Here is a 17,320-nt window from a genome sequence, read left to right as displayed (position 1 = left end):
AGTATACATATAATTTACTTGCAATAGTATTTTCTTATTGCAAGTTTTTTTATAGTTGCAATATAGCCATAATTTTACTAAAATTCCAAAAAAATAATATTCAGTTTGGATTTATACTGTAAAATGTAGATTAAAATATTATGTAGTAAACAAAAAAACATACCAATTAATGTATTTATAAATATAAAGTTAGAAAAATGTATAAAATATTGTTGATACAGAAAAAGCCTTATGGTATACTAACTAAGGTAAAAATAATACACACACTATCCAATGCATTTAATTGGTGCTTAAATTTTTAGGTGATTAAATGAGAATGAAGATAGTGGAGGGAAAACCAGGAGGTAACAAAATGTCAGTAATATCAATGAAACAATTATTAGAAGCAGGTGTACACTTTGGACACCAAACAAGAAGATGGAACCCTAAGATGGCTCCTTATATCTTTACAGAAAGAAATGGAATCTATATAATAGATCTTCAAAAGACTGTAAAGAAAGCTGAAGAAGCATACAACTTTATTAAAGAAGTTTCAATAGAAGGAAAGGATATCTTATTTGTAGGTACTAAGAAACAAGCTCAAGAAGCTATCGAAGAAGAAGCGATAAGATCAAGTATGCATTTCGTTAACAACAGATGGTTAGGTGGAATGTTAACTAACTTTGAAACAATAAAGACTAGAATTAGAAGAATGGAAGAAATCGAAAAGATGGAAGAGGATGGAACTTTTGAGGTTCTACCTAAGAAAGAAGTTATAAAACTTAGAGGTGAATTAGAAAAACTTCAAAAGAATCTTGGAGGAATTAGAAACTTAGATGCTACTAATGTTGGAGCAATGTTCGTAGTAGATCCAAGAAAAGAAAAGAACGCTATTTCAGAAGCTAAGATTTTAGGTATTCCTGTAGTTGCTATAGTTGATACAAACTGTGACCCAGAAGAAGTTGATTATGTAATTCCAGGTAATGATGATGCTATAAGAGCTGTTAAATTAATAACTGCTAAAATGGCTGATGGAATCATTGAAGGAAGACAAGGGGAACAATTAGCTGAATAGTATTCTAAATAAAAGGTAGGTGAGGTATACTTCATTTACCTTTTACCCTAATGATAAGGGTTACTTTTAAAATCGAGGAGGAATTAAATATGATAACTGCAAAAACAGTTAAGGAACTAAGAGAAAGAACTGGCGCAGGAATGATGGACTGCAAAAAGGCTTTAACAGAAACTAATGGAGATATAGAAAAGGCAGTAGAATTCTTAAGAGAAAAAGGATTAGCAGCTGCAGCTAAGAAAGCAGGAAGAGTTGCTGCTGAAGGTCTTGTTAAGACATATATTACAGAAGATAATAAGACAGCAGGTATTGTTGAAGTTAACTGTGAAACAGACTTCGTTGCTGCTAATGATCAATTTGTAAGCTTTGCTGAAAATTTAGCTAAGATGGCTGCATCAACAAGTACTACAACTGTTGAAGCATTTTTAGAAGAAAAGTATGAAGGTGAAAAGACAGTTAAAGAAGCTCTTACTGAATTAATAGCTACACTTGGCGAAAATATGACAGTTAGAAGATTTAAGAAGTTCCAAGTAGAAAAAGGAGCTGTTCAAACATATACTCACGGTGGTGGAAGAATTGGTGTTATAGTTGAATTAGGATGTGAAACTGAATCACCAGTTTTAGCAGAAGTTTCAAAAGAATTATGTATGCAAGTAGCTGCTACAAATCCATTATTCTTAATTAAAGATGATGTTGATCAAGAAGCTCTTGACAAAGAAAAAGAAATCTATAGAGTTCAAGCGTTAAATGAAGGAAAGCCTGAAAAAATCGTTGATAAAATGGTTATGGGTAGAATTCAAAAGTACTATAAGGAAGTTTGTCTTTTGGAACAATTATGGGTTAAAGATGGCGATAAGACAATTTCTAAGTTTGTTGAAGAAAAGGCTAAAGAAGTTGGTTCTCCAATAACAGTTAATAGCTTTGTAAGATTTGAAAGAGGCGAAGGAATCGAAAAGGTTGAAGAAGACTTTGCTGCTGAAGTTGCTAAGCAAATGGGTAAATAAAACCAAAGAGAACACTACTAAGTGTTCTCTTTTTTTAAGAATATAATTCATAACGTAATGGAGGTACAAAAATGGCTGAATGTAAGTACAAGAGAGTAATGTTAAAATTATCTGGAGAGGCACTAGCAGGTGAAAATGGATTTGGATTAGATTTTAATGTTGCAAAGAAGATAGCATTAGAAATAAAAGAAATAGTTGATATGGGTGTTGAAGTTGGAGCTGTTGTTGGTGGCGGTAACATTTGGAGAGGCAGAAGTGGCGAAGGAATGGATAGAACTACTGCAGATTATATGGGTATGTTAGCTACGTGTATTAATGCTTTAACATTACAAGACTCATTAGAGCAAGTTGGAGTAATGACAAGAGTACAAACTGCTATCGAAATGAAGGAAATTGCTGAACCTTTTATAAGAAGAAGAGCTATGAGACATCTTGAAAAAGGAAGAGTTGTAATATTTGCAGCTGGAACAGGAAATCCTTATTTCTCAACTGATACTACAGCCGCATTAAGAGCTGCTGAAATAGAAGCTGACGTTATACTTTTGGCAAAAAAAGTAGATGGAGTTTATGATAAAGATCCGCATAAGTATGATGGTGCGAAAAAGTATGATAAACTATCTTATATAGATGTTTTAGATCAAGGACTACAAGTCATGGATTCAACAGCTACTTCATTATGCATGGACAATAATATTCCAATATTAGTGTTTGGACTTGATGATCCAAAAAATATTAAGAAAGCTATTTTAGGCGAAAAGCTTGGAACTTTAGTAACTAAATAGTAGGAGGGTTTTTATGATAAAAGATATAATTAAAAATTCTGAAGAAAAAATGAAAAAAACTATTTCTGTTTTAAAATCAGATTTATCTACAATGAAAGCTGGAAGGGCTAATCCAACTATGCTTGATAGAATTCAGGTGGATTATTATGGTAGTCCATGTCCATTAACACAAGTTGCCAATGTATCAGCACCAGAACCAAGAGTGCTTATGATTACTCCATGGGAAAAGACTTTGCTTAAAGATATTGAAAAAGCTATATTAAAATCAGATTTAGGTCTTAATCCCTCAAATGATGGATCTGTAATTAGATTGGTCATACCAGAATTAACAGAAGAAACAAGAAAGAATCTTGTGAAAAATGTTAAGAAAACTGGAGAAGATGCTAAAGTTGCTATAAGATCAGTAAGAAGAGATGCTAATGAAAAGATTAAATCTTTAAAGAAAGATAGTGAAATTTCTGAAGATGAAGTAAAAAAAGGTGAAGATAATGTTCAAAAAGTCACTGATTCATATATAAAAGAAGTTGAAACTATAATTACTTCAAAAGAAAAAGAAATAATGTCAATATAGAGCTATTAAGAAAAGCCTGTTCTTTAGCAGGTTTTTCTTAAATTTACTTTTGGAGGTGCTTATCTTGTTAAATTTTTTTAAAAGTGATAAAAAAATAGATTCGCTTGATAATAATAATATAGAATTAGATATGGATAGGATTCCTAAACATGTAGCAATTATAATGGATGGAAACGGAAGATGGGCTAAAGCAAAAAAACTTCCAAGGGCAATGGGACATAAAGCTGGAGTTGAAACCATTAGAAGAGTGATAAAAGAGGGAGATAGATTAGGAATAAAGTATATGACTTTTTATGCTTTCTCAACTGAAAATTGGAAGAGACCTAAGGATGAAGTTAATGCTTTAATGAAGTTGCTGGTTCAATATTTAAGGCAAGAAATTGATGAATTGCATTCAAATGGAGTTGTAATTAATGTACTTGGTGATATATCTAGGCTTCCTAAAGAATGTATAGATGAAATTGAAAAATCTAAAGAAAAAACAAAAAATAACACTGGAATAGTCATGAATTTTGCTTTGAATTATGGTGGAAGAGATGAAATAATAAAAGCTACTAAAGAAGTTGCGGAGGCTGTTATAAAAGGTGAAATAACAGTTGATGATATAGATGGGAAAACTATAGAAAAATATCTATATACTTCCGATATGCCGGATCCAGATATTATAATAAGACCTTCAGGAGAACAAAGGTTAAGTAATTTCTTATTATGGCAATGTGCTTATTCTGAGTTTTGGTATTCAACCATAAATTGGCCTGATTTTACTGAAAATGACTTAAGAAGAGCAATTTATGATTTCCAAAATAGAGACAGACGGTTTGGTGGAATTAAATAGATTGAGGTGAATAATTTGAAATCTGATAATAGATATTTAGGTGCTGTGATGATTGCCCCTTTTATTCTTTTTATTTTTATTGGAGGACGCTCTTTAGAAATATTTACTTTTATATTATCTGCTTTAGGGTTGTTTGAATTCTATAAAGCATTAAAAGTACAAGAATTTAAGCCTATTGTACCAGCTGGATATGGACTTTTAGCGTTATATTATTTATCTAATCACAATTTTGAGAGCTTAATGCATTATATAATACTAGGTACATTCTTGCTATTAATTGTACCTGTGCTAAATGTAAAGTATACATTTATTGATGTGGCTATTACTTTATTGGGTTTTTTATATGTTGGTATATTTACTAGTTTTATTTATTTGGTTAACATAAAAGATGGCGGAGTGTTTTATGTGTGGATAATATTTATTGGATCTTGGATGGCTGATACTGCAGCTTATTATTCAGGAAGACGTTTTGGAAAAACTAAATTATGTCCTAAGGTTAGTCCTAAAAAAACAGTTGAAGGATTAATTGGAGGAATAATTGGAGCTACAATATCTTGTGGAGCGTTTGGGATTTTCACAAACTTATACATAACTCAAGTGCCTGTATATAATTTCTTTATTATTGGTGCACTTTGTGGAGGTTTTGGTACATTTGGTGATTTAGTAGCCTCTTCAATAAAAAGATATGTTGGTATAAAGGATTATAGTAATCTAATTCCAGGGCATGGTGGAATCTTAGATAGATTTGATTCTATTTTGTTCTCAGGAGCTGTTGTTTTTTATTACTTAACCTTTATTTTAGGAATTAAATAATATGTAAATACACTATATAAAAGAGAATTGTATTTTCTTTTATATAGTGTTTTTTTATTTACATAAATATAATTTAAAATTATTATTTGATGCATATATTTTAAAGTAATAGTAAAGTGGAGGAAGTTATGGAACTTAGAAAAGACTATGGAACACTTATCAATTTAATAATTTTATTTTTAGTAATAGTGTTAATAACATTAACTATTAAATATTATTTTAGACCTTTTATTTCTATGATAGTACTCTTTGTACTTTCGAGGCCTATATATGATTTTTTTAATAGGATAGGAATTCCAAATAAAATTTCAGCAGCTATTAGTATACTTATTATTAATATAGTGGTTATTCTTGTGATTTTTTATCTAGGAAGTTCAATTTATAATTCATTAATGAAGGTGTATAATGAAAATCTTAATAAAATTGAAGATGCTATAAGTTATTTTAGTCAAATATTAAAAGGTGATAATGAAATAGGAAGAAAGGTAATATCTTTATTAGATAAAGATTTTATTAAGACAAGCGCCATGAATACTGGAGAAATTGTGTTATCCTATTTTATTGGTAATATATGTGCTTTTTTTATTTTGATTGATAATAGAAAAATAGTAAATTTATTATATAAAATATTACCAGGTAACATTATAAAGAAATTTAATAATCAAAAAAATAATTTGAAGCAAGTATTTATGATTGAAGTTGTATTGGTGTTTATTTCAACAGTACTAATAATATCTGGATTTATTATTCTTAAAGTTCAAAGACCTATATTTTTAGGAATCATATGTGGAATATTAGATGTATTGCCCTATGTTGGAACTATAATTGTATTTATTCCTATAATAATATACAATATTATAGTAAAAGATTATTTAATAGCCTTTGGATTAATATTATTATACTTATTAGTTCAAGTTTCAAGAGAAATTTTAGAGGCTAAATTTTTAAGTGATAAGTTAGAACTGCATCCATTATTGGTATTGCTTTCGGTTTATATAGGAGTCAAATTGTTTGGGATATTAGGGATAGTAGTTGGTCCAATGTATGGGATATTAGCTAAAGAAATAATTTATAGTAAAGATTAAGTTACTATTAGGAGGAAAGGTTATGAAGGGAATTTCAATTTTAGGTGCAACTGGTTCTATAGGAACTCAAACCCTTGATGTTTTAAGAAACTCAAAAGATGATTTTAAACTTGTAGGTGTTACAGCTAATTCATCAACAGAAAAAATTAAAGAAATAATAAGAGAGTTTAAACCTAATTGTATAGGAATGATGAATGAAAAAAGTGCAAAAGAAATTAAAGAATTTTGTTTGAAAAATAAATTTAATGTGGAAGTCTATGGTGGGATGGAAGGTCTTATAAAAGTTTCCACTTTAGATGAAGTTGACATAGTAGTGACATCAGTTGTTGGTATGATAGGTTTAAAACCTACGATAGCAGCTATAGAGGCTAAGAAAGATATAGCTTTAGCTAATAAAGAAACGTTAGTAGTAGCAGGTGAAGTTGTTATGAAAAAGGCTAAAGAAGAAGGAGTTAAAATACTTCCAGTTGATTCAGAGCATGGAGCGATTTTTCAAGCTTTGCAAGGAAATAAATTAGAGGATTTGAAAAAGATTATATTAACAGCTTCAGGTGGTCCGTTTAGAGGGAAGACAAGAGAATATCTTGAAAATACAACTCTTGAAGAAGCGTTAAATCATCCTAATTGGAATATGGGAAGTAAAATAACGATAGATTCAGCAACTCTTATGAATAAAGGGCTTGAAGTGATAGAAGCTCATTGGTTATTTGATTGTGAATATGATAAAATTCAAGTTTTAGTTCATCCTCAAAGTATTATTCATTCTATGGTGGAATATAAGGATGCAAGTATTATTGCTCAAATCGGAGCACCAGATATGAGACTTCCAATACAATATGCTATTAATTATCCAAAAAGAAAAGAAAAAATAGCAGATGGAATAGATTTTTATGAAATTTCAAATCTAACTTTTGAAAAACCAGATATGGAGACATTTAAATGTTTAAAATTAGCTTTTGATGCAGGAAAAAGAGGAGGCTTGATGCCAACTGTCTTAAATGGAGCTAATGAAGTAGCAGTCGCTCTGTTTTTAGATAGAAAAATAAAATTCTTAGATATTGCTGATATAATTGAGGATACGATGAAGGCATTTGAAGATAAAATGGAGAAAGAACTTACAATTGATAATATAATAGAAATTGATTGTGAAGTAAGAAAATATGTGTTAGAAAAGAATAGATAGGAGGAAGAAGTTTGAATTATGTATTTGCAATTCTAGGAATAGGAGCAATAATTTTAATTCATGAACTTGGTCATTTTATTATGGCTAAAGTTAATGGGGTAAAAGTACTAACCTTTTCTATAGGATTTGGACCTAAGATTTTAACTCATAAAGGGAAGGAAACAGAATATACAATATCACTATTACCTGTAGGTGGGTATGTAGAGATGTATGGAATGATAGAAGATGAAGAGGAAACAGAAGATATAGAAAGAAAGTATATATCTAAAAGTCCTTTGCAAAGATTAAGTATAACTATAGCAGGATCTTTTATGAATATAGTTTTAGCTATAGCTTTATTTGGTAGTATATATACTACATTTGGATATTCAGAAACAAGTTTAAATAAAATAGTAGATAGTAGTCCTGCAATGGAAGCAGGAATTCAGCCAGGAGATAAAATTACAAGTGTTAATGGACATAAAGTTTATACAACTCAAGATATTACATTAGAGATGTCATATGTAGAATCTCCAATTATACGTGATATTAAATCAGAAATTGATGATCAAGCTAAAGATAAAGGTGAAGATGAAAAAGAAAATATTAGAAAAAGTATTTTAGAGAAATATAGCAATTCAGAAGGTAATCCAATGACCATACAATATGAGAGAAATGGGCAAATGATGGAAACTACCCTAAAGCCTAAGTTTAGTAAAGAAGATGGAAGCTTTTTATTAGGGATAGGGTTTGATCATGTAGAGAATCCAAGTTTAATGCAAATAATTAAACATTCTACTAATGAAACTACTAGTTTAATAACACAAAATTATAGGTCTATATCAAGACTTGTAACAGGAAAAGGAAGTTTTAAGACAGATGTTGGCGGAATAGTTAGTATGACTCAGATAGTGTCAGATGCAGCTAAAGCAGGAATATGGAATGTTATAAATGTAGTAGCAATCATGTCAATTGGAGTTGGTATATTTAATTTGTTACCACTTCCAGTGCTTGATGGGGGAAATTGTATATTATTATTGATTGAATTAATAACTAGAAGAAAAGTTCCAGATAAGATTGTAAATGCATTAAATACAATAGGTGTAATTTTCTTGGTAGGATTAATGTTAATAGTAACAATAAAAGATATATTATTTCCAATTAATGGGTAGAGGTGAATAGGATGGAGAGAAAAAATACTAAAATGGTGAAGGTTGGAGATGTTGATTTAGGAGGAAAATCTGAAATAATAATTCAATCTATGACAAATACAGATACAAGAAATGTAGAAGAAACATTAAAGCAAATAAGAGCTTTATACAATGCAGGGTGTCAAATTATAAGATGTGCAGTTTTAGATATGGAAGCAGCTGAAGCTTTAAAACAAATTACAAAAGAATCACCTATACCAGTAGTTGCGGATATTCATTTTGATTATAGATTAGCTTTAAAGTCTATAGAAAATGGTGTTTCAGCATTAAGAATAAATCCAGGAAATATTGGAGATAAAGAGAGAGTAAAATTAGTTGCAGAAAAAGCAAAAGAAAAGAAAATTCCTATTAGAGTAGGTGTTAATTCAGGCTCTTTAGAAAAAGATATTTTAGAAAGAGATGGTAAACCTACAGCTAAAGGATTGGTTGAAAGTGCATTAAGACATGTAAAAATATTAGAAGAATTAGATTTTTATGATATAGTAATCTCTATTAAATCTTCAGATGTAAAAATGATGATAGAAGCTTACAGGTTAATGAGTGAAAAATGTGATTATCCACTTCATTTAGGGGTAACTGAATCAGGTACTAAAGAGAAAGGGACAATAAAATCAAGTGTTGGGATAGGTACTTTGCTTGCAGAAGGAATAGGGGACACTATAAGGGTGTCATTAACTAGTGATCCTGTTGAAGAAATAAAAGTTGCAAAGGAAATTCTTAGAGCATTAGGGCTTAGAAAGGGTGGACTAGAATTTGTATCCTGTCCTACTTGTGGAAGAACTCAAATTGATCTTATTGGTATTGCAAATGCTGTTGAAAAAAAACTCGAAAATATTAATAAAGATATTAAAGTTGCAGTAATGGGTTGTGTTGTAAATGGTCCAGGAGAAGCTAGGGAAGCTGACATTGGTATAGCTGGTGGAAAAGGAGAAGGTTTAATATTTAAAAAAGGTCAAATAATAAAAAAAGTTAAAGAAGATGAATTAATTTCTGAATTAATGAAAGAAATTGATTTGTTATAAAATGTTGATTAAAGGGAGTGGTGTCATAAAATTCGTTTTTTGTAACTCTCTCTTTTCTTGCTTAAAAAACATTATTTTTTACTAATACTTGTATTATTATTGTATATGTGATATCCTTATACATAGAAGATTATCTCAAATATCTAGAATTTTCGAGTGGGAAGTTAAGACCCACTTTTTCTATTTGAAACGCAACTACTTAATAGTTGCGTTTTTGATTAGTTTAAATATATTAGTTATTGAATTTGGGAATAATAATCTAGAATAAAATTGAATATTGAAAAGGAGGTTATGTAAATGAAAAACGATGCCTTGATAGAAAAAATTCAAGCTTTAGTAAAACCTATTGCTGATGAATTGAATTATGAGTTGTATTATATTGAATATGTGAAAGAAAATGGAGATTTTTACTTAAGGATATATATAGATAAACCAGAAGGCATTTCTCTTACAGATTGTGAGGCTTTGTCAAGAAGGGTTAGTGATATGCTAGATGTGGAGGATCCTGTACCAGATGCATATTATTTAGAAGTTTCATCACCTGGATTAAATAGGGGATTATATACTGATAATCATTTTAAAAGATATATTGGAAAAGAAGTGTTAATTAAATTTACAGGTTCAATAGATGGTAAGAAAAGCATTAAGGGTGTTTTAGAAGATATTAATGAAGAATCTATAGTTGTAAAAGGTGAAGAGGAATTAACAATACCTAAAAATAAAATAAAAAATGCAAACTTAGATGGGGAAATATAACAAGGAGGATATAAAAATGAACGAAGAGTTTATAGGTGCTCTAAAAGAAATTGTTAAAGAAAAGGGGATTAGTGAAGACTTAATATTCACAACAATAGAAGATGCTATGGTTGCAGCTTATAAGAAAAATTATGCAAATCCAAATACATCTGCTCAAAATGTTAGAGTTAGTATCGATAGAGAATCTGGAGAAATTAATGTTTATTCACAAAAAGTTGTTTGTGATGAGGTATATGATGATGTAACAGAAATTTCTCTTGAAGATGCTAAAGAAATTAGCCCAAGATATGAAGTTGATGATATAGTTGAATTAGAGGTAACCCCAAGAAATTTTGGAAGAGTAGCTGCACAACTTGCAAAGCAAGTTGTAACACAAAGGATGAAAGAAGCAGAAAGAAATATCGTATATAATGAATATAAAGAGATGGAATATGATATAATTACTGGAACAATCCTTAGAAAAGATAAAGGGAATGTATTTGTTAATCTTGGCAAACTTGAAGGGGTTATTGGACCAAATGAACAAATGCCAAATGAACAGTATAACTTTAATGAAAAATTAAAGTTATATATTGTTGAAGTTAAGAATGGATCAAAAGGTGCATTAATACATGTGTCAAGAACACATCCAGGACTTGTAAAGAGATTGTTTGAACTTGAAGTTCCAGAGATATACAATGGAGTTGTTGAAATTAAGAGTATTTCTAGAGAAGCAGGCTCAAGAAGTAAGCTAGCTGTATACTCTAATGATGAAGCTGTTGATCCAATGGGAGCATGTGTTGGACCTAAAGGTGTAAGAGTTCAAAAAATAGTTTCTGAATTAAAAAATGAAAAAATTGATATAATTAAATGGAGCAAATCACCTGAAGAGTTTATTGCAAATTCATTAAGTCCGGCAAAAGTTTTAAGTGTAGCTGTAAATGAAGATGATAAAACTGCAAAAGTAGTTGTAGATGATAATCAATTATCATTAGCTATTGGTAAGGAAGGACAAAATGTAAGACTTGCAGCAAAGTTAACAAGTTGGAAAATAGATATTAAAAGCAAGAGTCAATTAGAAGTATTAGAAGAATCAAAGCAAGATACTATTTCAGATGTAGAAGAATAGGGAGGATTTTTATGAAAGTAAAAAAAATTCCTTTAAGAATGTGCACAGGCTGCATGGAAATGAAACCTAAAAAAGAACTTATAAGAGTTGTTAAGAGTCCAGAAGGTGAAGTAAGTGTAGATTTAACAGGTAAGAAGTCAGGTAGAGGAGCATATGTTTGTAAAAGTGCTGAATGTCTTGAGAAAGCTGTTAAAACTAAGAGACTTAGTAGAAACTTAGATGTTTCTATAGATGAAATAATATATAATAGGCTAAAGGAAGAAATACAAAATGAATAAGTTTTTTAATTTTCTAGGATTAGCTAAAAGATCAAGGAATATCTTAGAAGGATATAGTAAGTGTAATGAAGAGAGAAATAGAAGAAAATTATATCTGTTTATAATCTCTAATGACGCATCAGATTCTTCGAAAAGAAAGTTTAAAAATCATTGTCAAATAAATAATATACCATATATTGAAAATTTCTCAAAAGAGGAGTTAGGAGAGGCTATAGGAAGACCAGAAATTAAGATTATAGCTTTAACTGATGAGAATATGGCAAAAAAGCTATTAGCTCTTTATGAGGAGGAAAAATATATGAATTAATACGGGGGTGACTTTATGTCAAAAATTAGAGTGTATGAATTAGCAAAAGAGTTGAATATAAGTTCAAAGGAATTGATTGAGTTATTAATGCAGGAATTTAGTGTAGAAGTTAAAAATCATATGAGTGTAATAGAAGACGAAGATGCAGCATTAATAAAAGAATTATTAACTGGCAAAAGTGGAAAAGAAATGTCAGTGGAAGAAAACGGAGAAAAGAAGAGTTTGGTAGATGAATATGAAGATGCTTTAGCAGAAGAACTAAATAAAGGTAATAAAAAGAAGAAGAAAACTAAAAAACAAATTGCAGAGGAAAAGGCTAGAGCTGAACAAGAGTTTGCAGAGAATACTATTTTAGAGATAGGTGAAACTATAACAGTAAAAGAACTTGCTGATATGCTTAAAAAACCTTATGCAGATGTTATTAAGACATTGATGTTTATAGGAGTTATGGCTGCTATGAACCAAGAAATTGATTATGAAACAGCTGAAAAAGTTTGTGAAAAGTATGAAATAATGTGTGAAAAGAAGGAAGAAACATCAGAACTTGAGTCTCTAAATTTAGGAACTGATAAAGAAGAAAACCTTGTAAAGAGACCACCAATAATAACTGTTATGGGTCATGTTGATCATGGTAAGACGTCATTGCTTGATGCAATAAGAAAAGCAAAGGTTACTGATACTGAAGCTGGTGGTATAACACAACATATTGGTGCTTATACAGTTAATGTAAAGGGAGAAAAGATTACATTTTTAGATACACCAGGACATGAAGCGTTTACAGCTATGAGAGCTAGAGGAGCACAAATTACAGATGTTGTTATATTAGTTGTTGCAGCTGATGATGGAATAATGCCTCAAACAAAGGAAGCTATAAGTCATTGTAAAGCAGCTGGAGTTCCTATGGTTGTAGCAATAAATAAGATTGATAGACCAAACGCTAACATTGATAAGGTTAAACAAGAATTAACTGAATATGGATTGGTTTCAGAAGACTGGGGTGGAGATACAATTTGTGTACCAGTTTCAGCTAAGGCTGGTGAAAACATAGATCAATTATTAGAGATGGTTCTTTTAACAGCAGAAATGTTGGAATTAAAAGCTAACCCTGATAGGAAAGCAAAAGGAACAGTTATTGAAGCAAAACTTGATAAGGGAAGAGGTTCAGTAGCATCATTACTTGTTCAAAGTGGTACTTTAAGAGTTGGTGATTCAATTTTAGTAGGTACAACATATGGTAGAATAAGAGCTATGTTTGATGATGAGGGTAAGAAGATTAAATCAGCAGGGCCTTCAATTCCTGTAGAAGTTCTTGGGTTATCAGAAGTTCCAGCGGCTGGAGATAGGTTTAATGAAGTTAGTGATGAAAAAACTGCAAGAGCAGCTGCAGAAAGTAGAAAAGATAAAATTAAAAGTGATAATTTCCATAGAGTTTCATTAGAAGATTTATATAATCAAATTAAAGAAGGTACAGTTAAGGAACTTGCAATTATTGTTAAGGCAGATGTTCAAGGGTCTTCAGAAGCAATAAGACAATCACTTGAAAAGTTATCTACTGATGATGTTAAAGTTAGAGTTATTCATAGTGGAGTAGGAGCTATAACAGAAACTGATACGACTCTTGCAACAGCATCAAATGCTATTGTTATAGGATTTAATGTTAGACCTGATAGCAATGCTACAATAGCAGCTGACAGAGATGGAGTAGATATAAAAACATATAGAATAATCTATGATGCAATTGATGATGTTAAATCTGCTATGATAGGAATGCTTGAGCCAGAATATAAAGAAGTTATATTAGGTAAGGCAGAAGTAAGAGAAACTTACAAGATATCAAATGTTGGAACAATTGCTGGATGCTATATTCTTGATGGTAAAGTAAAAAGGAACTCAGAAGCTAGAGTTATAAGAGATGGAATAGTAATTCTAGAAGGAAAATTAGCATCATTAAAAAGATTTAAGGACGATGTTAAGGAAGCTGCTGCAGGATATGAATGTGGATTAAGCATTGAGAAGTTCAATGACTTAAAAGAAGGAGACATAATTGAATCTTTCGAAATTGAAGCAATTAAGAGAAAAGAGCTTTAGAGAGGTGATGTAAATGCCTAACTACAGAGGTGGAAGAATAAACGAAGAAGTTAAAAGAGAAATAAGTAATTTAATTCGTAATGAAATAAAAGATGTTAGATTAACTGCTATGATTTCGGTAACTGCAGTTAAAGTGACAAAGGATTTAAGATATGCAAAAGTATATGTAAGTATTTTTGCAAAGGATTCAGAAGAAAAAAGTAGCAACCTAGAAGCACTTAAAAGTGCAGCAGGTTTTGTTAGACATGAGATAGCACAAAGAATAAATTTAAGACATAGCCCACAAATTTTATTTGAACTTGATGACTCTATAGACTATGGAATGAAGATAGAGAGTTTATTAGAGAAGACTAAAGGGAGATAATTAGGATGACTCTTAGAGAATTATCAAAAATTATATTAGAGTCGAATAAGATTGGTTTAACATTTCATACATCTCCAGATGGAGATGCCATTGGGAGTACTTTAGGACTTTTAAATGGGCTTAAAGAGATAGGAAAAGAGGTTTATATAATATCAAGAGAAGTTATTCCAGATAACCTCTCTTTCCTTCCTTTAGGAAATGAAATTGATGGAGAAACTAATGAACCAATTGAAGGGACAGATTTAGTTATAGTTTTAGATTGTGGAAATGTGGAAAGAATTTGTGCAGACTTAGATAGATATGAAGGTGCTATTATGAACATAGACCATCATATTTCAAATGATAGTTATGGTAAATATAATTTTATAGATTCAAATGCAGCAGCTACTGCTGAAATAGTATATTTACTTCTTAAGGAATTTAAATTTGAATTTAGTGGTAAAAGTGGAGTACTAGAGAGAATTGGTTCATGTCTATATACCTCATTAGTTACTGATACTGGAGCTTTTAGACATTCAAATGTAACCAAAAGAACTTTTGATATAGCTGGAGATTTAATAAATTCAGGAGTTAGAAATGATAAAATTCATAATGAACTTTTTGGAAATAAACCATTTAATAAAGTTAAATTAATAGGAGAAGCTTTAAGTGATTTAAAGCTTTTAGTAGATGATAAAGTGTCATTTATATCTTTATCTAAAGAAACACTTGAATCTTTTGGAATGAGTAATATAGATACATCAGATATAATAAATATGGCTTTAAATATTGAAGGTGTTGAAGTTGCAGTGGTTACAAAAGAAGTGGAAGATGGAGTTAAAGCAAGTTTAAGATCTAAAAATGATGTGGATGTTAGAAGAATAGCTGAAGTATTTGGAGGCGGTGGACATGTAAAGGCTTCAGGTCTTAAGGTAAGTGGAGTGTCCATTGAAGAAGCGAATAGTCAAATAATTAAAGAAATAGAAAAAGAGATAATTTCATGAATGGTGTAATTAATGTATTTAAGAATAAAGGAATGTCATCTTTTGATGTTGTAAGAATGGTGAGAAAAATATCAAAAGAAAAGAAAGTTGGACATACAGGAACATTGGATCCAGAAGCTACAGGGGTTCTTCCAGTTTGTCTTGGAAAAGCAACTAAAATAATTGATTATATAATGAAGGCTGAAAAAAGTTATTTTGTTACTTTTAAATTAGGAATGAAGACAACTACCTATGATTTAGAAGGAGAAATAATAGAAGAAAAGGATGCATCTAAAATAGACAGTAAGGATATTTTAGATGCAATTAATAGTTTTAAAGGTGAATATCTTCAGGTTCCGCCTATGTATTCTGCACTAAAAAAAGATGGAGTAAGACTTTATGATCTTGCAAGACAAGGAATAGAAGTTGAAAGAGAAGGAAGAATGATATATATATATGATATAAAAGATATAAATATTTCAAAACCTTATATATCAATGGAAGTTACTTGTTCTAAAGGAACATATATAAGAAGTCTTTGCTATGATATTGGAGAAAAACTTGGTGTAGGAGCGACTATGACAGAACTTAGAAGGACAAAAACTTCTATTTTTAGTGAAGAAGAAAGTATTAATATAAATGATTTAAGTGCAGAAAATATTCAAAATTCTATCATAACTATGGAAGAGGCTTTAAGAATGTATCCACAAATTAATATAAATAGTGGATATACTAAATTATTTATAAATGGAGTGAAGGTTGCAGATAAAAGAAGTCTTAACTTGAAACCTAGGATTGGAGAGCTTTATAGAGTTTATGATGAGACCGGAATATTTATTGGACTTGGAAAACAGGATAACTTTGGTTTTAAGATAGAAAAGCTTTTGATCTAGTTAGGGGTTAAATAAATGTTATCAAAAAATAATGATAGTTTGAGAAAAAAAGATAATATAAATTACATAGCTTTAGGAAGTTTTGATGGACTTCATAAAGGACATCTTACTTTAATTGAAAAGTTAGTAGATTTAGTTAAAGACAGTAAGGGTAAAAGTATAGTATATACTTTTAAAAATCATCCTAGAACTCTAATAAATTCAAAGTCAGTTCCAAAACTATTATTAGATAATTTCAGTAAGGAAGAAATTCTTAAAGAGAAAAAGGTTGATTTAGTTTATTTTGAAGAGTTCACTGAAGAATTTATGAAAAAAACGCCAGAAGATTTTGTGAAGTATTTGATAGAGAAATTCAAGATAAAAGGAATTGTAGTAGGTTTCAATTTCAGATTTGGATACAAAAATATGGGTGATGTTAAGCTTTTAAATGAATTGTCTCTTAAATATAACTTTGAAGTTTGGGTAATGAAACCTTGCAAATTTGATGAAGAAGTTATAAGTAGTACTAGAATTAGAGAAGAAATCTCAAATGGAAATTTAGAAAAAGTTAGTGAAATGTTGACTAGAGAGTATTTTTTAAAAGGAACAGTTGTCTATGGAAGACAAATTGGAAGAACTATAGGTTTTCCGACTGCAAATTTAGAGTATTCAAAATCAATATTACTTCCTAAAGATGGTGTATATTATACAAATGTACTATTAAAAAATATAAAATATAAAGGAATTACTTCAATAGGGAATAATCCTACAGTTAATGGGAACACTATTACTGTTGAGACTTTTATTCTTAACTTTAATGGAAATATTTATGGAGATGAAATAAAAGTTCGTTTTATAAAAAGAATTAGAGATAATATAAAGTTTAATTCTATAAATGAGCTAAAGGATCAGCTCAATAAAGATAAAATCTTCGCAGAAAAGCAAAAAAACATGTAAATATACAAAAAAGATTTACAATTATATTATGTTTTGTTATAATGTCCAGTAGGAACCTAGTTCTATGTTAGGAGGTGCCATCTTCTTACTTG

Annotated in this window: 19 protein-coding genes; all 19 read left to right on the top strand. The window is 30.0% G+C overall.

Features of this window, described 5'->3' with window-relative positions:
- Positions 1–352: 352 nt before the first annotated feature.
- The 19 genes from rpsB to NNC19_RS04285 all read left to right on the top strand — a co-directional run bounded on the left by rpsB (position 353) and on the right by NNC19_RS04285 (position 17,228).
- The gene (gene rpsB, locus NNC19_RS04375; RefSeq protein WP_310937399.1) at positions 353–1,054 is read left to right on the top strand and encodes a 30S ribosomal protein S2; all 702 of its coding nucleotides are present in this window, start codon (positions 353–355) and stop codon (positions 1,052–1,054) included.
- Positions 1,055–1,143: 89 nt separating this feature from the next.
- Positions 1,144–2,055, top strand: a complete 912-nt coding sequence (gene tsf, locus NNC19_RS04370; protein ID WP_310937398.1) for a translation elongation factor Ts — start codon at positions 1,144–1,146, stop codon at positions 2,053–2,055.
- 71 nt (positions 2,056–2,126) lie between these two features.
- Positions 2,127–2,837: a UMP kinase gene (gene pyrH, locus NNC19_RS04365; protein WP_310937397.1), complete on the top strand. Its 711-nt coding sequence runs from the start codon at positions 2,127–2,129 to the stop codon at positions 2,835–2,837.
- Between the two features lie 13 nt (positions 2,838–2,850).
- Positions 2,851–3,408 carry a ribosome recycling factor gene (frr, locus tag NNC19_RS04360; RefSeq protein WP_310937396.1) on the top strand — a complete coding sequence of 186 codons (558 nt, stop codon included), beginning with the start codon at positions 2,851–2,853 and terminating at the stop codon, positions 3,406–3,408.
- Between the two features lie 64 nt (positions 3,409–3,472).
- Positions 3,473–4,243: an isoprenyl transferase gene (locus NNC19_RS04355; protein ID WP_310937395.1), complete on the top strand. Its 771-nt coding sequence runs from the start codon at positions 3,473–3,475 to the stop codon at positions 4,241–4,243.
- Between the two features lie 15 nt (positions 4,244–4,258).
- Entirely contained in the window at positions 4,259–5,056 is a 798-nt protein-coding gene (locus tag NNC19_RS04350) for a phosphatidate cytidylyltransferase (RefSeq protein ID WP_310937519.1), read from the top strand.
- A 128-nt stretch (positions 5,057–5,184) separates the two neighbouring features.
- Positions 5,185–6,141 (top strand): AI-2E family transporter, encoded by a 957-nt coding sequence (locus NNC19_RS04345; RefSeq protein WP_310937394.1) that lies wholly within the window; start codon positions 5,185–5,187, stop codon positions 6,139–6,141.
- Positions 6,142–6,163: 22 nt separating this feature from the next.
- Positions 6,164–7,324, top strand: a complete 1,161-nt coding sequence (locus NNC19_RS04340; protein ID WP_310937393.1) for a 1-deoxy-D-xylulose-5-phosphate reductoisomerase — start codon at positions 6,164–6,166, stop codon at positions 7,322–7,324.
- An 11-nt stretch (positions 7,325–7,335) separates the two neighbouring features.
- The gene (locus tag NNC19_RS04335) at positions 7,336–8,475 is read left to right on the top strand and encodes a M50 family metallopeptidase (RefSeq protein WP_310937392.1); all 1,140 of its coding nucleotides are present in this window, start codon (positions 7,336–7,338) and stop codon (positions 8,473–8,475) included.
- 11 nt (positions 8,476–8,486) lie between these two features.
- Complete coding sequence (ispG, locus tag NNC19_RS04330; protein ID WP_310937391.1) at positions 8,487–9,536, top strand: flavodoxin-dependent (E)-4-hydroxy-3-methylbut-2-enyl-diphosphate synthase; 1,050 nt, start codon at positions 8,487–8,489, stop codon at positions 9,534–9,536.
- 297 nt (positions 9,537–9,833) lie between these two features.
- A complete protein-coding gene (gene rimP, locus NNC19_RS04325; protein WP_310937390.1) occupies positions 9,834–10,292 on the top strand; it encodes a ribosome maturation factor RimP in 459 nt (152 codons plus the stop codon).
- A 16-nt stretch (positions 10,293–10,308) separates the two neighbouring features.
- Entirely contained in the window at positions 10,309–11,400 is a 1,092-nt protein-coding gene (gene nusA / locus NNC19_RS04320) for a transcription termination factor NusA (protein ID WP_310937389.1), read from the top strand.
- 11 nt (positions 11,401–11,411) lie between these two features.
- The gene (gene rnpM, locus NNC19_RS04315) at positions 11,412–11,678 is read left to right on the top strand and encodes an RNase P modulator RnpM (RefSeq protein ID WP_310937388.1); all 267 of its coding nucleotides are present in this window, start codon (positions 11,412–11,414) and stop codon (positions 11,676–11,678) included.
- Complete coding sequence (locus NNC19_RS04310; protein ID WP_310937387.1) at positions 11,671–11,985, top strand: ribosomal L7Ae/L30e/S12e/Gadd45 family protein; 315 nt, start codon at positions 11,671–11,673, stop codon at positions 11,983–11,985. The genes rnpM and NNC19_RS04310 overlap by 8 nt, the downstream gene beginning before the upstream one ends.
- Positions 11,986–12,000: 15 nt before the next feature.
- Positions 12,001–14,073 (top strand): translation initiation factor IF-2, encoded by a 2,073-nt coding sequence (gene infB, locus NNC19_RS04305; protein ID WP_310937386.1) that lies wholly within the window; start codon positions 12,001–12,003, stop codon positions 14,071–14,073.
- Between the two features lie 13 nt (positions 14,074–14,086).
- Positions 14,087–14,437: a 30S ribosome-binding factor RbfA gene (gene rbfA / locus NNC19_RS04300; protein WP_310937385.1), complete on the top strand. Its 351-nt coding sequence runs from the start codon at positions 14,087–14,089 to the stop codon at positions 14,435–14,437.
- A gap of 5 nt (positions 14,438–14,442) precedes the next feature.
- A complete protein-coding gene (locus tag NNC19_RS04295) occupies positions 14,443–15,420 on the top strand; it encodes a bifunctional oligoribonuclease/PAP phosphatase NrnA (protein WP_310937384.1) in 978 nt (325 codons plus the stop codon).
- The gene (gene truB, locus NNC19_RS04290; protein ID WP_310937383.1) at positions 15,417–16,292 is read left to right on the top strand and encodes a tRNA pseudouridine(55) synthase TruB; all 876 of its coding nucleotides are present in this window, start codon (positions 15,417–15,419) and stop codon (positions 16,290–16,292) included. Before NNC19_RS04295 ends, truB begins: the two co-directional genes overlap by 4 nt.
- 15 nt (positions 16,293–16,307) lie before the next feature.
- Positions 16,308–17,228 carry a bifunctional riboflavin kinase/FAD synthetase gene (locus NNC19_RS04285; protein WP_310937382.1) on the top strand — a complete coding sequence of 307 codons (921 nt, stop codon included), beginning with the start codon at positions 16,308–16,310 and terminating at the stop codon, positions 17,226–17,228.
- Positions 17,229–17,320 lie beyond the last annotated feature (92 nt).

Origin of the sequence: Clostridium sp. SHJSY1, assembly GCF_031626875.1 — a bacterium.
Classification (GTDB): Bacteria; Bacillota; Clostridia; order Clostridiales; family Clostridiaceae; genus Clostridium.
This window is presented reverse-complemented; position numbering and strand designations above follow the sequence as displayed.

Bases quoted from the DNA above. Each gene is read 5' to 3' on its own strand.
- rpsB (WP_310937399.1), top strand. From the start codon at position 353: ATGTCAGTAATATCAATGAAACAATTATTAGAAGCAGGTGTACACTTT.
- tsf (WP_310937398.1), top strand. From the start codon at position 1,144: ATGATAACTGCAAAAACAGTTAAGGAACTAAGAGAAAGAACTGGCGCA.
- pyrH (WP_310937397.1), top strand. From the start codon at position 2,127: ATGGCTGAATGTAAGTACAAGAGAGTAATGTTAAAATTATCTGGAGAG.
- frr (WP_310937396.1), top strand. From the start codon at position 2,851: ATGATAAAAGATATAATTAAAAATTCTGAAGAAAAAATGAAAAAAACT.
- NNC19_RS04345 (WP_310937394.1), top strand. From the start codon at position 5,185: ATGGAACTTAGAAAAGACTATGGAACACTTATCAATTTAATAATTTTA.
- NNC19_RS04340 (WP_310937393.1), top strand. From the start codon at position 6,164: ATGAAGGGAATTTCAATTTTAGGTGCAACTGGTTCTATAGGAACTCAA.
- ispG (WP_310937391.1), top strand. From the start codon at position 8,487: ATGGAGAGAAAAAATACTAAAATGGTGAAGGTTGGAGATGTTGATTTA.
- rimP (WP_310937390.1), top strand. From the start codon at position 9,834: ATGAAAAACGATGCCTTGATAGAAAAAATTCAAGCTTTAGTAAAACCT.
- nusA (WP_310937389.1), top strand. From the start codon at position 10,309: ATGAACGAAGAGTTTATAGGTGCTCTAAAAGAAATTGTTAAAGAAAAG.
- rnpM (WP_310937388.1), top strand. From the start codon at position 11,412: ATGAAAGTAAAAAAAATTCCTTTAAGAATGTGCACAGGCTGCATGGAA.
- NNC19_RS04310 (WP_310937387.1), top strand. From the start codon at position 11,671: ATGAATAAGTTTTTTAATTTTCTAGGATTAGCTAAAAGATCAAGGAAT.
- infB (WP_310937386.1), top strand. From the start codon at position 12,001: ATGTCAAAAATTAGAGTGTATGAATTAGCAAAAGAGTTGAATATAAGT.
- rbfA (WP_310937385.1), top strand. From the start codon at position 14,087: ATGCCTAACTACAGAGGTGGAAGAATAAACGAAGAAGTTAAAAGAGAA.
- NNC19_RS04295 (WP_310937384.1), top strand. From the start codon at position 14,443: ATGACTCTTAGAGAATTATCAAAAATTATATTAGAGTCGAATAAGATT.
- truB (WP_310937383.1), top strand. From the start codon at position 15,417: ATGAATGGTGTAATTAATGTATTTAAGAATAAAGGAATGTCATCTTTT.
- NNC19_RS04285 (WP_310937382.1), top strand. From the start codon at position 16,308: ATGTTATCAAAAAATAATGATAGTTTGAGAAAAAAAGATAATATAAAT.